Genomic DNA, 14,613 nt, shown 5'->3' with positions numbered 1-14,613 from the left:
GGCCCGCGTGCCGCACAACCGGTAGCCTCTTTAGGTTGTGAGTGCCAGCGGAAGCCGCGTGCGCGTCGCCGTCGTCTTCGGCGGGCGCAGCAACGAGCACGCCATCTCGTGCGTGTCCGCGGGCAGCATCCTGCGCAATCTCGACCCCGAGCGGTTCGAGGTGGTCGCGATCGGCATCACCCCGCAAGGGTCGTGGGTGCTCACCGACGGCGACCCGGAGGCGCTGGCCATCAGCGACCGGCGGCTGCCGGAGGTGACCGCGCAGTCGGGCACCGAACTGGCCCTGCCGGCGGATCCGCGGCGCAGCGGCCAACTGGTCTCCCTCTCGTCCGGGGCCGGCGAGGTCCTGGCGTCCGTCGACGTGGTGTTCCCGGTGCTGCACGGTCCGTACGGAGAGGACGGCACGATCCAGGGTCTGCTGGAGTTGGCCGGCGTGCCCTATGTCGGCGCCGGCGTGCTGGCCAGCGCGGCGGGCATGGACAAGGAGTTCACCAAGAAGCTGTTCGTCGCCGAAGGGCTGCCGGTCGGCCCGTACGCGGTGCTGCGCCCGTCGCGGTCGACCCTGCGACCCGATGAGTGCGAGCGGCTGGGTCTGCCGGTGTTCGTCAAACCCGCCCGGGGCGGCTCCTCGATCGGCGTCACCCGGGTGGCGCGCTGGGAGGACCTCGCCGCCGCGGTCGCGGTCGCGCGCCGGCACGACCCGAAAGTGATCGTAGAGGCGGCGATCACCGGTCGCGAGCTGGAGTGCGGCGTGCTCGAAATGCCCGATGGCACAATAGAAGCCAGCACGTTGGGCGAGATCCGGGTGGCCGGGGTGCGGGGACGCGAGGATTCGTTCTACGACTTCGCCACCAAATATCTGGACGACGCAGCGGAATTGGACGTGCCGGCCAAGGTTGACGACGACATCGCCGACGCCATCCGGCATTTGGCGGTCCGAGCGTTCAACGCCATCGACTGTCAGGGGTTGGCCCGGGTCGACTTCTTCCTCACCGACGACGGGCCGGTGCTCAACGAAATCAACACGATGCCCGGGTTCACCACGATTTCGATGTACCCGAGGATGTGGGCGGCCAGCGGCGTGGACTACCCGACCCTGCTGGCGACCATGGTCGAAACGGCGTTGGCCCGGGGCGTGGGCCTGCGCTAACCGGCCGCCGGTCCCGGGTTGATGGGCACCGCCGCGATGGTGCGGTCGACCACCTCGGAGAGTTGCTGAATCGGGGTCGGGCCCGATCCCGACGGCAGCGTGAGCGCCACATACACCGGCCGATCCACCGTGTACCAGGTCGACCTGCCCGCGTCACCGGCGGATTGCTGTTCTGGGCGCACGGCGAACCACTGCACGCGGTCGACGACCTGAATCGGAGATCCCACGACGAACTCGGCGGGACGGTCGAGTCCGCAGCGCAGCACGACGGGCTCGCCCTCCGGACCGGCCCGCCACGCGGCGGCGCCGTGCGGCGTCGGTTGGGCGACGGGCGCGCGCTGATAGTCGCCGAGCCGCTGCGGCAGCGCCCCGGCCAGTGCCCGGCATGCGGGGCTGTCGGCCTGCGGCGCCGGGGCGGCGGGCACGGCGACCGGTTGCGGCGGCGCCTCACGATTCGCCGCGATCACCAGGATCACGCCGATCGCCACGACGGCCACCGCGATGGCCGCGATGATCACCGCGGGCGGTGGCCCCGTGTCGACGGCGGGGCCGGTATCGGGGTCGGTCGTCACCGCCGCGCACCTCCTATCTCTGGCACAGCGGTGCAGGGTTCTACACTGGCGCGGGCCGCTCGCGCGGGCAGTAAACCAACTTACCGCAGGTCGGCGACCCGTCAGAGGCCCACACAGGGGACGAAGGCGCCGGAGGAGGTGGCGTGCGCGACGACGCATCGGAACCCACACTGCAGCAGCTCGGGGAGTTCGCCGTCATTGATCGTTTGGTGCGCGGCCGCCGGCAGCCGGCCGCGGTGGCGGTCGGGCCGGGCGACGACGCGGCGGTGGTGCAAGCCAGGGACGGCCGCATCGCGGTGTCGACCGACATGCTCGTGCAGGATCGTCATTTTCGGCTGGACTGGTCGACCCCCCGCGACGTCGGCCGCAAGGCCATCGCTCAGAACGCCGCGGACATCGAGGCGATGGGGGCGCGCCCGACGGCCTTCGTGGTCGCGTTCGGCGCGCCTGGTGACACTCCGGCGGCCGACGTCGACGGACTGGTCGGCGGCATGTGGGACGAGGCGCAGCGCATCGGCGCGGGCATCGCCGGCGGCGATCTCGTCAGCTGCCCGCAATGGGTGATCTCCGTGACGGTGCTGGGTGACCTCGACGGCCGCGCGCCGGTGCTGCGGTCCGGGGCGAAAGCGGGATCGGTGATCGCGGTCGCCGGTGAACTCGGCCGCTCGGCGGCCGGACTTTCGTTGTTCGGCAAGGGGATTGAGGGATTCGATGCACTGCGCCGCCGGCATCTGGTTCCCCAGCCGCCCTACGGGCAGGGCGTGGCGGCGGCCGCCGGGGGAGCGCAAGCGATGATCGATGTCTCCGACGGCCTGGTCGCCGACCTGCGGCACGTCGCCGAGGCATCGGCGGTGGCGATGGACCTGTCCACGGCGGCGCTGACCGCGGACCACGACGCGCTGAGGGCTGCGGCCGCCGCCGCGGGCGCCGACCCATGGTCGTGGGTGCTCGGCGGCGGCGAAGATCACGCCCTGGTGGCCTGTTTCCCCGGCCCCGCGCCCGCCGGATGGCGGATCATCGGGCGGGTTCTCGAGGGAAACGCCGAAGTCCTTGTCGACGGACAACAGTGGACCGGCTACGCCGGCTGGCAGTCATACGACCGTTAGGGTGGCGCGATGAGCCTTGATGCTTCGAAAGGACCGGTGACGGCGGCGCGGCCGTTGAGCGAACTCGTCGAGCAGGGTTGGGCGACCGCGCTGCAGCCGGTGGCCGATCGGGTCGCCGCGATGGGCCAGTTCTTGCGGGCCGAGATCGCGGCTGGGCGCAGGTACTTGCCGGCGGGTCCGAATGTGTTGCGCGCGTTCACGTTTCCCTTCGACAGCGTCCGGGTGCTGATCGTCGGGCAGGACCCGTACCCGACGCCGGGGCACGCCGTGGGCCTGAGCTTTTCGGTGGCCCCAGACGTGCGCCCGTTGCCGCGCAGCCTGGCCAACATCTTCGACGAGTACGCCGCCGACCTCGGGCATCCGCAGCCCACGTCCGGCGACCTGACGCCGTGGGCCGAGCGCGGGGTGATGCTGCTGAACAGGGTGCTCACCGTGCGCCCGAGCAACCCCGCCTCGCACCGGGGGAAGGGCTGGGAGGCGGTGACCGAGTGCGCGATCCGTGCGCTGGCGGCGCGCTCGCAGCCGATGGTGGCGATCCTCTGGGGCCGCGACGCCTCGACGCTCAAACCGATTCTGGCCGAGGGCAATTGTGTGGCGATCGAGTCGCCACACCCGTCGCCGTTGTCGGCATCTCGGGGATTCTTCGGGTCGCGTCCGTTCAGCCGCGCCAACGAACTGCTCACGGGCATGGGCGCCGATCCCATCGATTGGCGACTGCCTTGACCGAGATGAGGGCCTTGCGGGCGCAGCACCGGGGCGGTCCGGAGCAGCTGGTGGTCGAGCGGACGCCCGTGCCGGCCCCGGCCGCGGGCGAAGTCTTGCTGGCCGTCCACGCCGCCGCCATCACGTTCGACGAGTTGACGTGGGAGGAGACCTGGACCCGAGACGGGGTGAGCCGGACGCCGGTGATCCCGTCGCATGAAGTATCGGGCGTGGTCTCCGACGTGGCCCCGGGCGTGACGGACTTCGCGCCCGGCGACGAGGTGTACGGGCTGATCCCCTTCGACCGGGACGGTGCGGCGGCCGAATTCGTCTGCGCCCCCGCGGGGGACCTGGCCGCCAAGCCTTCGACGGTCTCGCACGCCGTCGCCGCCGCGCTGCCGCTGGCCGGCCTCACCGCCCTGCAGGCCCTGACCGACCACGCCGGCGTGCGCCCGGGTGAAGCCGTGCTGGTGCACGGCGGCGCGGGCGGGGTGGGCGCCTTGACGGTTCAGCTGGCCGCGATGCTTGGTACGCGCGTCACCGCCACGGTGCGCAGCGATGCCGGTGACCTCGTCCGGGGGTTCGGTGCCGTCCGGGTGATCGACGTCCGCACCGAGACATTCGAAGACGCCGTCTATGACGTCGTGATCGACACCGTCGGCGGTGAGACGCTGGACCGATCGTTTCCGGTGCTCCGCCCGGGCGGGCGGCTGGTCACCCTGTCGGCGCCGTCGCCGGCGGGCGTAGCCGACGAATACGGCGTCACGGCAATCTTTTTCATCGTCACGCCGAATCGGGATCAGCTGGTCGAGCTTGCGGCGCTGGTTGACCGGGGACAGTTGCGGGTGGAGATCGCCGAGACGTTCCCGCTCGAGCAGGGCCGCGAGGCCTTCGAAAGCGGCGGCCGCCCGGGCCGGCGGCCCGGCAAGACGGTCATCGTGGTTCGGGATTGATGGCAGGGATACAGGCTGTGTACGACCTCGAAGACACCATTCGGCAACGGCATTCGACGCGGCTCTTCCTGCCCGACCCGGTACCGCGCCACCTGGTGGAGGAATCGCTGGAGCTGGCGATCCGCGCGCCGTCGAATTCGAACGTGCAGCCATGGCACATGGTGTTCGTGTCCGGTGCGGCCCGGGACCGGTTGGTCGCCGCCATGCTGGAAAAGGCGCGCGCCGAACCGCCCCGCGTCCCGCAACTGCCCGCCGCGTTCGCTCACTTCCGGAGTGACACGGGCGCGGAGGTTTACGGGTCGATGGGCATTGCCCGCCATGACAGCGAGGCCCGGCGCATCGCCGTGTTGCGCAACTGGGAGTTCTTCCGCGCACCGCTGGGCGGCATCGTGTGCATGCACCGCGACCTCGGTTACGCCGACAGCATCGGTGTCGGCATGTTCCTGCAGACGCTGCTGCTGGCGTTGACCGCACGCGGATTGGGCACCTGCGTGCAGGTGGCCATCGCCGGTTATCCCGACGTCGTGCGCGAGCAACTCGATATCCCCCCGGAGATGAACATCCTGTGCGGCCTGTCGATCGGTTACTCCGATCCCGATTTTCCCGCCAACAACCTGCACATCGGGCGAGACCCCGTGGACCGGCACGCCGTGTTCCTCGACGAGTGACTTACGAACTCTCGAAGTTGACGTCCTTGGTGACGGCTTTCCACTGTTCGATCGACGACGACAGCGCGGCGATCTTGTCGCGCATGGCCTTGAGAACGTCGCGGCCCAGCAGCAGCCGCAGCGGTGGGTCGTCGAGTGTGGTCACCATCAGCACCGCATCGGCAACCTTCTTGGGATCACCGGGGAGATGATCGGCGAACTGCTTGATCAAGTCCTTGCGCGCCGCCACGTCGACGTAATCGGCTATCGGGGTGCCCGACTCCTTCATCGACCGCGTCGCCCAGTCGGTGCGGAAGGCGCCCGGCTCGATGGCGGTCACCTTGATCCCGAGCGGCCGCACCTCGGTGGCCAGCGCCTCGGTGATCGCTTCCAGCGCGAATTTCGTCGACGAGTAATACGCGTTGGGCGGGTTGGCGACCAGACCGGTCATCGACGACATGTTGATGATGTGCCCGGAGCCGCGGGCACGCATGGCCGGCAGCACCGCCTTGATCATGTTGACCGCACCGAAGTAGTTGACCTCGAACAGCTTTCGAACCTCGGCGTCCTCGCCCTCCTCCACTGCGGACAGGTAGCCGTGACCTGCGTTGTTGATCAGTACGTCGATGCCGCCGAACGCTGCATCGGCCGCCGACACCGCCGCCGCGATCTGATCGGCGTCCGTCACGTCGAGCGCAACGGCCAGCGCCCGGTCGCCGAACTCGTCGATGAAGTCGCGCACCGAGTCGGCCCGCCGCGCGGTCACCACCGTGCTGTGGCCCGCTTCCAGTGCGGCGCGCGCGATTTCGCGCCCGAAGCCGGTGGAGCATCCGGTGATCAGCCAGCGCGACATCGCTAGATCGCCCCTTCCGGCAGGCGCCGCAGATACGCGGGTCGCCGAGCCGCGAGTTGGGCGGCCCGTTCCTGCGGGCTCATCCGCGGCAGGTGCGGCACCTCGGCGTCGAGCCGGTCCAGCTTCACCACCCGCCCGCGGGCGCCGAGGTCTTCGCGGGGACCCGCTCCGCCGAATTCCGCCATGCGCAAAGTCAAGATCCCCTCGCGCAGGCCGTCGGAGTCGATCCAGTTGGCCACGCCGGGATCGGCCGGCGCGATCACGTAGGTGTAGCCGCCGTCCTCGTTGGCGACCGATTGCGCCTTGTTGAGGCTGCCGGTGCGGTCGAGAATGCCCAGCGTGGTGCCCCAGATGTTACTCAGCGGCACCGTGAAGTACTCGGCGCCACCGTCGTTGAGGTCCACCACGAACGCCTCGTCGGGTGCGAGATCGAAACGGCCCATGACGTAGACCTGGTTGCGCATCGCGCCGACCTTGTCGGCCGACCACGCCAGGTTGAAATGGTTGGCGGGCATCTTGTACACGCCGTGGCTGAGTTTGCCGGTGAAGTCGGCGAAGTACTCCATCATCGCCGCGGTGGCCTCGGCCTGCTCGTCGAGCGTGCGTGCTGGTGTCGCGGGCGGCCCACCGAGCCGTTGCACCTCAAGGTAATTGGGGTCGTCGCGGCCCCAGTCCAGCAGCACGTCTCGGATGTAGAACTCGTGCGCCGCGGGGGAGGTCTGCACGTGGTTGGGCCGCCCGCCGGCGCGGTCGGCGTCCACGGTGATGGTGAAGCTGCCGTCGGAGTCGACCCGCATGGTGCGTCCGTTCAGCACGTCGACGGTGCCCATGTGGGCATCCCAGAGCGTGAAGTAGTTTTCGGTCATGCGGTGTTCGCCCACCCGGCCGTGGATTTCGTAGCGTTCATCACCGGAGATCGGGATCACCCGGTACACGCTGTCCGGATTGTCGATGCCCCAACGTGACCCGGGAATGCGCCGACCGTCGACGGGATGCGCCAGCCGGGTGATGCAGCTGACCTTCGGCCTCAGCTTGTCCTGGTTGGACGACCACACCGCCGCCGAGAACATCACCTCGGCGAACGCGTCGTCGAACCGCTCCCGCATCGCGTCGGACGCCTTGGCGCGGCCCAGCCAGGTCTCGGCCACCGCCCGATAGGCGGCCTTGACGGTCGGGTGCTCGATCAGGTCCAGGGCGGCCAGTTCCTGCTCGTGCTGGGATTTCGTCGCGACGGGGTCATCACGCATGCGCTGGTCCTCCGATGTATTGCTCAAAACGATTGGCACACAACGCGATCAGAACTTCAAATGCTGGCTGACGTCGCCGACCTGATCGATGAACATGGTGCGGCTGTCGAACCGCCAGGCGCCGTCCACCCGCGCAAACGTGTCCTTGTAGTGTCCGGTCACGATCACCTGCAAGGGCAGGTCGGGGGTGGCCTGCGTGACGCAGTAGTAGGACGTGCTGCGGGCGGTCCCTTCGGCCTCGTCGATGTGCAATTGCACGTTGGTGGTGTTGTGTTTGGTCTTGGGGGTGCCGTCGGAGTAGATGCGTGTGGCCATCTCATACATCTCGCGCACCCGGGCGGCCCCGGCGAACACCGTCTCCGGTGGGCCGTCCTCCACGCCGCAGATGCGGCCGTGCTCGAAGAGCCGGGCGACCCCGTCCAAATCGCCCCCGTCGAGAAGCTCGGCGTAGGTGTAGATGAGGTTGGTGATTTCGGTTGCGCTGTCACTCATGTGGAACCACCTTTGAACCCATCTCCTCCGCTTCCGCGAACAATGGTGGCAGAACCGGTCCAATTAACATAGAACCGACCATTACTCTTGATCGCCGTGACGTTACCTTGGACGCCGAGCCGGCTCGGCAACCTGACCGGCAAGCGAATCGTTGTGACCGGAGCGACCAACGGGGTCGGCCTGGGCACCGCCCGTGCCCTGGCCAAAGCCGGCGCGCACGTGATCCTGGCGGTGCGCAACACCGAGCTGGGCGAGCAACGCGCTGCCGAGATGGGCGGCTCGACGTCGGTGGCCAGGGTCGACCTCGCCGACCAATCGTCGGTGCGCGCCTTCGCGAAATCGATCGACGACGACATCGACATCCTGATCAACAACGCCGGCGCGCTGACCGACCGCCGCACCGACACCGTCGACGGATTCGAGATGACGCTGGGCACCAACCTGCTCGGACCGTTCGCCCTGACCAACCTGCTGCTGCCCAAAGTACGCACGCAGATCATCAACGTCGGCTCCGACGCACACCGGTCGGCGACGCTGCGCATGGACGACCTGCACCTACGCCGTCATAAGTGGACCCGGCTGGGCGCCTACGCGCAGTCGAAGCTCGCGGTCATGCTGTGGGGACTGGAGCTGGACCGCCGGTTGCGCGCCGCCGGCTCGCCGATCGTCACCCAGCTCACCCACCCGGGCTGGGTCGCCTCGAACCTGTCGCAGCTCGGCGACTCGCCAGTGATGGCGGCAGCCCACAAAGTGGTCAAGCTGGTAGCCGACCGGCTGGCCAACGACATCGACGAGGGGGCGGCACCCACCCTGTATTGCATCAGCGAGCCGGTGCCCCCGGGCAGCTACGTCGGGGTCAGCGGCAGGTTCGGCCTGCGCGGCGGGCCGGTGCTGATCGGCCGGTCACCGGTCGCCTGCGACTATGACACGGCCGCTCGCCTGGTGGCCTTCGCCGAAGAACAAACCGGCACGAAGCTGGAGGTATAGCCATGGGTGAACTCGACAACAAGGTCGCCGTCATCACCGGTGCGGCGCGCGGCCAGGGCCGCAGTCACGCCGTCGCCCTGGCCGAACAGGGCGCCGACATCATCGCGGTGGACATCTGCGCCGATATCGACGCGATTCCCTACCCGCTGGGGACCAAATCGGATCTCGACGAGACCACGCGGCTGGTCGAAGCCACGGGCCGCAAGGTGGTGCCCGTCGTCGCCGACGTCCGCGACCTGGCGCAACTGGAGGCCGCGGTGCAAAGCGGAATCGACGATCTAGGGGAGGTGGACATCGTCATCGCCAACGCCGGGGTGGTGGCGATCGGTGATCCGGAATCCCATTCCGAACCGGTGTTCAACTCGATCGTGGATACCAACCTCAAGGGGGTGTGGCACACGTTGTTGGCGACGGTCCCGTCGATCATCCGCAAGGGCCAGGGCGGGTCGATCGTCCTGGTCAGCTCGTCGCAGGGGCTGACCGGCCGGGGCGGCGACGGCAGTGCGGCGATGTTCGCCTACGCCGCGTCCAAGCATGGGGTGGTGGGGTTGATGCGGTCAGCGGCCAATGCCTATGCGCAACACAAGATTCGGGTCAACTCAGTGCATCCGAGCGGCGTCATGACGCCGATGATCCTCAACGACTTCGTCGTCAACCGGATGCTGGAGAACCCGAACCCGGCCGTCTCCCAGATGCTGCTGCCCGACGTGCCGTTGGTCGAGGCGCAGGACGTGACGGAGGCGGTGCTGTGGCTGGTCGGTCCCCGTGCCCGCTACGTGACGGGCGTGTCGATACCCGTCGACGCCGGGCACATCGTGATGTAGCGGCGGACTAGCCCCGGACGACCTTGCCGGCCTTGATGCAGGACGTGCAGACGTTCAGGCGCTGCTTGTTGCCGCCCGGTCGGGTGACAACGTGCACGGTCTGGACGTTGGGGTCCCACCGGCGGCTGGTGCGGCGGTGGGAGTGCGACACCGACTTACCGAAGCCGGGGCCTTTCCCGCAGATGTCGCACACAGCGGCCATGGTTCAAGCTCCTCAAATCTCGGGGGTCCGGCTCGGCGGTCTGACACGTGGCCGGGACAGCCCGGGCTGACCGGGCCCAACCAGGATACCGATTGTCCTGGCAACCACCAAAACGATCGCCGCCGCTGTCGCCCTGTCTGGCTAGGCTCAATGGGTCGGATCGCCCCGCCGGCGGGTGGTGGTCACGGGCAGCCGTTGCCCGGGCCGCCGAGCTACGCTGGCGCCCACCGGGAGCAGGGTGTGGAGGAGGTGGGTAAAACTGGGAGCGTCGGAGCGTCTGCTGGACGCGATCACCTTGCGGGACTGGGCGCACACCGCCGTCAGCGACCTGATCACCCACATCGATGAGATCAACCGGCTCAATGTCTTTCCGGTTGCCGATTCCGACACCGGCGCGAACATGCTGTTCACCATGCGCTCGGCGCTGGCCGAGGCCAACGCGGGCGTCAATTCCGAGGGCGGCTCGGCCTGCGTCGCCCGGACCGCCGCGGCGATGTCGGCCGGTGCGCTGAACGGCGCCCGCGGGAATTCCGGCGTGATCTTGTCCCAAATCCTGCGGGGCATCGCCGACGTCACCGCCCTCGCGGCCACCGATTCCGGCGGTGAGCTGCCCCACATGGACGCGGCCATCCTCGAGGCGTCGTTGCGCCGCGGCGTGGACCTGGTCATCACCTCGATGGGCGGGGACGAGATCCCGGGGACCATCGTCTCGGTGCTGCGGGCCGCGGCCGACGCCGTCCGGGAGTGCGCCCAGGCCGGGGAAGGGCTCGCCGCGGCGATCATCGCCGCCGGCGATGCGGCGGTCGTCGCGCTGGAGAAGACGCCCGAACAGCTCGACGTGCTCGCCGACGCCGGTGCCGTGGACGCCGGCGGGCGGGGCCTGCTGGTCCTGCTGGACGCCCTGCGGACCACCGTCACCGGCCAAGCGCCCGCCCGAACCGTGTACGAGCTCTCGCCGCGGGCAGCGCAACCGGAAGGCGCCGCCGAGCGGCCGGCACCGCAGTTCGAGGTGATGTACCGGCTGGACGGATGCGATCCGGCCGCGGCGGACGTGCTGCGCGACCGGCTCGGGGAGCTGGGCGACTCCGTGGGCATCGCCGCCGCGCCGTCGTCGGCCGATTGCACGTACTCGGTGCACGTGCACACCGACGACGCCGGCGCCGCGGTCGAGGCGGGGCTGGCGGCGGGGCGGCTGAGCCGCATCGTGATTTCTGCGTTGAGCTCCGGCGGCACCGGGCTGCCGGCCGGCGGCTGGATACGGGAACGCGCCGTGCTGGCCGTGGTCGACGGCGACGGTGCCGCCGAGCTGTTCGGCGGGGAGGGTGCCTGTGTGCTGCAGCGCGATCCGGCCGCCAACGAACCCAACATCAGCGCCCACCAGCTGATGCGGGCGGTGGTCGACACCGGTGCCGCGCAGGTGATGGTGCTGCCCAACGGCTACGTGCCCGCCGAGGAGCTGGTGGCCGGGTGCACCGCGGCCATCGGGTGGGGTATCGACGTGGTGCCGATCCCGACCGGGTCGATGGTGCAGGGGCTGGCCGCGCTGGCCGTGCACGAAACCGACCGGCAGGCGGTGGACGACGGCTACACGATGGCCCGCGCCGCCGGTGCGGCCCGGCACGCATCGGTGCGCATCGCGACCGAGAGCGCGTTGACGTGGGCGGGCCGCTGCCAGCCGGGCGACGGCCTGGGGATCGCCGGGGACGAGGTGCTGATCGTGGCCGCCGACGCGGTCGCGGCGGCCATCGGCCTGCTCGATCTGTTGCTGGCCTCGGGCGGCGACCTGGTGACGGTGCTGGTCGGCGCCGACATCGACACCGAAGAGAACGCCGCGGCCGTGGGCGACATCCTGGAAAAACACATGCACGACCACCACCCGGGAACTGAACTCGTCACCTACCGCACCGGCCATCGCGGGGACGCGCTCTTGATCGGGGTCGAGTAGCCGTGGCGTCGCTGGGCGACCGGCTGGACTTCGTGGTGGGTGCCAAGGCCGCCGACCAGCTCGACGAGGAGTTGGGCATCCGGACCGTCGACGATCTGCTGCGCCACTATCCGCGCAGCTACACCGAGGGCGCGACCCGGTGGGGCTCCGACGATCAACGCCCGCCGGCCGGCGAGCACATCACGATCGTCGACACGATCACCGAAACCAAGACGTGGCCGATGAAAAAGACCCCGAAGAAGCTGTGCCACCGCATCACCCTCGGCGCCGGCCGCAACAAGGTGACCGCGACGTTCTTCAACGCGAACTATTTGAAGAAGGACCTGACCGAAGGCACCAAGGTGATGCTCTCCGGGGAGGTCGGATTCTTCAACAACGTCATGCAGCTGACGCACCCGGCGTTCCTCATCCTCGACTCACCGGACGGCAAGAACCGGGGCACCAGCTCCCTGAAGAACATCGCCATCGCGTCGCAAGCCACCACCGGCGAGGTGCAGATGGCGGCCTTCGAGCGAGCCTTCTTTCCGATTTATCCGGCGACCACGAAGTTGCAGAGCTGGGACATCTTCAGGTGCGTGCGCCAGGTGCTCGACGTCCTGGATCCGGTGGATGACCCGCTGCCCGCCGACCTGCGCGGCCGTTACGGCCTGGTCTCCGAAGACCAGGCGTTGCGCGACATTCATTTGGCGGAAGACGAGGCGGCGCGGAGGCGGGCGCGGGAGCGCCTGACCTTCGACGAAGCCGTCGGGCTGCAGTGGGCGCTGGTCGCCCGGCGGCACAGCGAGCTGTCTGAATCTGGCCCCCCGGCGCCGCCGCGCCCCGAAGGTCTGGCCGCGGAACTGTTGCGGCGGTTGCCGTTTGAGCTGACCGCCGGGCAGGGTGAGGTGCTCGACGTGTTCGCACAGGAGCTGTCGGCAACCCGGCCGATGAACCGCCTGCTCCAAGGTGAGGTCGGTTCAGGCAAGACCATCATCGCGGTGCTGGCGATGCTGCAGCTGGTGGACGCCGGTTATCAGTGTGCGCTGCTTGCCCCCACGGAAGTCCTTGCCGCCCAACACTTGCGGTCGATCAATGACGTGCTCGGCCCGTTGGCGATGGCGGGCCAGCTCGGCGGTGCGGACAACGCGACCCGGGTCGCCCTGCTCACCGGTTCGATGACGGCGGCGCAGAAGAAGCAAGTCCGTGACGAAGTGGCAAGCGGTCAGGTCGGGATCGTCGTCGGCACGCATGCGCTTTTACAGGACGCGGTGGAATTCCACAACCTGGGCATGGTGGTGGTCGACGAGCAACACCGGTTTGGTGTCGAACAGCGAGACCAGTTGCGCGCCAAGGCTCGTCCCGGCGTCACCCCCCACCTGCTGGTGATGACGGCGACGCCGATACCGCGCACGGTCGCGTTGACCGTCTACGGCGATCTGGAAACCTCGACGCTGCGCGAGCTTCCGCGCGGACGCCAGCCGATCACCAGCAACGTCATCTTCGTCAAGGACAAGCCCGCGTGGCTCGAGCGCGCCTGGCGGCGCATCATCGAAGAGGTCGCCGCCGGGCACCAGGCCTACGTGGTGGCGCCGCGGATCGACGAGACCGACGACCCGGAGAAGCAGGAGCAGAACGTCAGACCGTCGGAAACCGCCGAGGGCCTCTACGCCCGGCTGCGTTCCGGCGAGCTGGCCAATGTGCGTCTGGGGCTGATGCACGGGCGGTTGTCCGCCGACGAGAAGGACGCTGCGATGGCGGCGTTTCGGGCCGGTGAGATCGATGTGCTGGTGTGCACCACCGTCATCGAGGTGGGTGTCGATGTTCCCAACGCCACGGTGATGCTGGTGATGGACGCAGACCGCTTCGGCATCAGCCAGCTGCATCAACTGCGCGGCCGCATCGGCCGTGGCCAGCATCCCAGCCTGTGTCTGCTCGCCAGCTGGGTTTCGCCGGAGTCGCCGGCGGGCCGGCGGCTCTCCGCCGTCGCCGCCACCTTGGACGGGTTCGCGCTCGCCGACCTGGACCTCAAAGAGCGCCGGGAGGGAGACGTCTTGGGCCGCAACCAGTCCGGTCGAGCGATCAATCTGCGCTTGCTCTCGTTGGCCGACCACCGCGAGGTCATCGAGGCCGCGCGCGACTTCTGCGTGCGAGCCTACGCCGATGATCCGGCCAACCCCGAATTGGCTTTGCTGGCAGCGCCTTTCGTGGACACTGACCGAATCGAATACCTGGACAAGTCGTGAATCGCAAGGCGCTGCTGTGGTTGTCCGCGGTCGCGGCGCTCGCGTTGCTGGTGGCCTACCAGACGGTCGGATCCTCGACCGCCAGGCACGCCGCCGAATACGCGGCGCGCGCCGACGTCCCCACGGTGCAACCCGGCACCGACGTGCTCGCGGGCATCGCGGTGCTGCCGCTGCGCGCACACCGGTACGACTACCGCAGGGCGGCATTCGGCGACGCGTGGGACGACGGCAACGACGCACCGCTGGGGCACAACGGCTGCGACACCCGCGACGACATCCTCAACCGCGACCTCGTCGACAAGACGTATGTGTCGACCAAACGGTGTCCGGACGCGGTGGCCAGCGGCACCCTGCACGACCCGTATACCAACACAACGATCGCGTTCCAGCGCGGCGCCAAGGTCGGTGAGGCCGTGCAGATCGACCACATCGTCCCGCTCGCCTACGCGTGGGACATGGGCGCCTATGCCTGGCCGGCGGGCGAGCGGCTGCGGTTCGCCAACGATCCGGCCAACCTCCTGGCCGTCCAGGGACAGGCCAATCAGGACAAGGGCGACGCGCCGCCGGCGCTGTGGATGCCGCCGAATGCCGCGTTCGCCTGTCAGTACGCCATGCAGTTCATCGCCGTGCTGCGCGGCTATTCGTTACCGGTGGACCAGCCGTCGACTCCGATATTGCGTCAGGCGGCCGCCACCTGCCCGGCGGGCTAGG

At 69.0% G+C, this 14,613-nt stretch carries 15 protein-coding genes; 10 read left to right on the top strand and 5 right to left on the bottom strand.

The features are described from left to right. The first annotated feature begins 37 nt into the window (after positions 1 to 37). Positions 38 to 1,150 (top strand): D-alanine--D-alanine ligase family protein, encoded by a 1,113-nt coding sequence (locus tag A5781_RS01050; protein ID WP_067199792.1) that lies wholly within the window; start codon positions 38 to 40, stop codon positions 1,148 to 1,150. On the opposite strand, the gene A5781_RS01045 is transcribed toward A5781_RS01050, so the two are convergent. Then, a complete protein-coding gene (locus tag A5781_RS01045) occupies positions 1,147 to 1,722 on the bottom strand; it encodes a DUF3515 domain-containing protein (protein WP_067199788.1) in 576 nt (191 codons plus the stop codon). The two genes, A5781_RS01050 and A5781_RS01045, sit on opposite strands and share 4 nt — an antisense overlap. Before the next feature lie 143 nt (positions 1,723 to 1,865). Between A5781_RS01045 and A5781_RS01040 the strand changes: the two genes are divergently transcribed. From A5781_RS01040 to A5781_RS01025, 4 genes are read left to right on the top strand one after another with little or no spacing between them, the layout of a single operon-like run. Beyond that, a complete protein-coding gene (locus A5781_RS01040; protein ID WP_067199785.1) occupies positions 1,866 to 2,828 on the top strand; it encodes a thiamine-phosphate kinase in 963 nt (320 codons plus the stop codon). A gap of 9 nt (positions 2,829 to 2,837) precedes the next feature. Beyond that, entirely contained in the window at positions 2,838 to 3,551 is a 714-nt protein-coding gene (locus tag A5781_RS01035; RefSeq protein ID WP_067199782.1) for a uracil-DNA glycosylase, read from the top strand. A 5-nt stretch (positions 3,552 to 3,556) separates the two neighbouring features. Then, the gene (locus tag A5781_RS01030) at positions 3,557 to 4,483 is read left to right on the top strand and encodes an NADP-dependent oxidoreductase (protein WP_067199779.1); all 927 of its coding nucleotides are present in this window, start codon (positions 3,557 to 3,559) and stop codon (positions 4,481 to 4,483) included. Between the two features lie 17 nt (positions 4,484 to 4,500). Continuing rightward, the gene (locus A5781_RS01025; RefSeq protein ID WP_082939164.1) at positions 4,501 to 5,151 is read left to right on the top strand and encodes a nitroreductase; all 651 of its coding nucleotides are present in this window, start codon (positions 4,501 to 4,503) and stop codon (positions 5,149 to 5,151) included. Position 5,152: 1 nt separating this feature from the next. On the opposite strand, the gene A5781_RS01020 is transcribed toward A5781_RS01025, so the two are convergent. From A5781_RS01020 to A5781_RS01010, 3 genes are read right to left on the bottom strand one after another with little or no spacing between them, the layout of a single operon-like run. After that, positions 5,153 to 5,983, bottom strand: a complete 831-nt coding sequence (locus tag A5781_RS01020; RefSeq protein ID WP_067199772.1) for an oxidoreductase — start codon at positions 5,981 to 5,983, stop codon at positions 5,153 to 5,155. Positions 5,984 to 5,985: 2 nt separating this feature from the next. Next, positions 5,986 to 7,230, bottom strand: a complete 1,245-nt coding sequence (locus tag A5781_RS01015) for a hypothetical protein (RefSeq protein ID WP_067199769.1) — start codon at positions 7,228 to 7,230, stop codon at positions 5,986 to 5,988. A gap of 48 nt (positions 7,231 to 7,278) precedes the next feature. Beyond that, positions 7,279 to 7,722, bottom strand: a complete 444-nt coding sequence (locus A5781_RS01010; protein WP_067199768.1) for a nuclear transport factor 2 family protein — start codon at positions 7,720 to 7,722, stop codon at positions 7,279 to 7,281. A gap of 96 nt (positions 7,723 to 7,818) precedes the next feature. On the opposite strand from A5781_RS01010, the gene A5781_RS01005 reads away from it, so the two are divergent. Both A5781_RS01005 and A5781_RS01000 read left to right on the top strand, forming a co-directional pair. Further along, on the top strand, positions 7,819 to 8,709 hold the full coding sequence (locus A5781_RS01005) for an SDR family NAD(P)-dependent oxidoreductase (RefSeq protein WP_067199859.1): 891 nt from the start codon (positions 7,819 to 7,821) through the stop codon (positions 8,707 to 8,709). 2 nt (positions 8,710 to 8,711) lie between these two features. After that, positions 8,712 to 9,533 carry a mycofactocin-coupled SDR family oxidoreductase gene (locus A5781_RS01000; RefSeq protein ID WP_067199765.1) on the top strand — a complete coding sequence of 274 codons (822 nt, stop codon included), beginning with the start codon at positions 8,712 to 8,714 and terminating at the stop codon, positions 9,531 to 9,533. Positions 9,534 to 9,540: 7 nt separating this feature from the next. On the opposite strand, the gene rpmB is transcribed toward A5781_RS01000, so the two are convergent. Beyond that, positions 9,541 to 9,735, bottom strand: a complete 195-nt coding sequence (gene rpmB / locus A5781_RS00995; RefSeq protein WP_046185726.1) for a 50S ribosomal protein L28 — start codon at positions 9,733 to 9,735, stop codon at positions 9,541 to 9,543. Between the two features lie 259 nt (positions 9,736 to 9,994). Here rpmB and A5781_RS00990 point away from each other — a divergent pair, with 259 nt between their 5' ends. Genes A5781_RS00990 through A5781_RS00980 form a run of 3 tightly spaced genes read left to right on the top strand, consistent with a single transcriptional unit; the run spans position 9,995 to position 14,612 of the window. Beyond that, a complete protein-coding gene (locus tag A5781_RS00990) occupies positions 9,995 to 11,680 on the top strand; it encodes a DAK2 domain-containing protein (protein WP_067199856.1) in 1,686 nt (561 codons plus the stop codon). 2 nt (positions 11,681 to 11,682) lie between these two features. After that, the gene (gene recG / locus A5781_RS00985; protein ID WP_067199762.1) at positions 11,683 to 13,902 is read left to right on the top strand and encodes an ATP-dependent DNA helicase RecG; all 2,220 of its coding nucleotides are present in this window, start codon (positions 11,683 to 11,685) and stop codon (positions 13,900 to 13,902) included. Further along, positions 13,899 to 14,612, top strand: coding sequence for an HNH endonuclease family protein (locus A5781_RS00980; protein ID WP_067199759.1), 714 nt, complete (start codon positions 13,899 to 13,901; stop codon positions 14,610 to 14,612). The genes recG and A5781_RS00980 overlap by 4 nt, the downstream gene beginning before the upstream one ends. The last annotated feature ends 1 nt before the right edge of the window (position 14,613 follow it).

It is taken from the genome of Mycobacterium sp. 852002-30065_SCH5024008, from assembly GCF_001665645.1.
In the GTDB taxonomy this organism is placed as follows: domain Bacteria; phylum Actinomycetota; class Actinomycetes; order Mycobacteriales; family Mycobacteriaceae; genus Mycobacterium; species Mycobacterium paraffinicum.
The sequence above is the reverse complement of the archived record's forward strand: the minus strand, read 5'-3'. Positions and strand labels throughout refer to the sequence as shown.

Excerpts from the sequence above, each read along its gene's own strand:
- A5781_RS01035 (WP_067199782.1), top strand. The coding sequence starts at position 2,838 with ATGAGCCTTGATGCTTCGAAAGGACCGGTGACGGCGGCGCGGCCGTTG.
- A5781_RS01030 (WP_067199779.1), top strand. The coding sequence starts at position 3,557 with ATGAGGGCCTTGCGGGCGCAGCACCGGGGCGGTCCGGAGCAGCTGGTG.
- A5781_RS01020 (WP_067199772.1), bottom strand. The coding sequence starts at position 5,983 with ATGTCGCGCTGGCTGATCACCGGATGCTCCACCGGCTTCGGGCGCGAA.
- A5781_RS01015 (WP_067199769.1), bottom strand. The coding sequence starts at position 7,230 with ATGCGTGATGACCCCGTCGCGACGAAATCCCAGCACGAGCAGGAACTG.
- A5781_RS01010 (WP_067199768.1), bottom strand. The coding sequence starts at position 7,722 with ATGAGTGACAGCGCAACCGAAATCACCAACCTCATCTACACCTACGCC.
- A5781_RS01000 (WP_067199765.1), top strand. The coding sequence starts at position 8,712 with ATGGGTGAACTCGACAACAAGGTCGCCGTCATCACCGGTGCGGCGCGC.
- rpmB (WP_046185726.1), bottom strand. The coding sequence starts at position 9,735 with ATGGCCGCTGTGTGCGACATCTGCGGGAAAGGCCCCGGCTTCGGTAAG.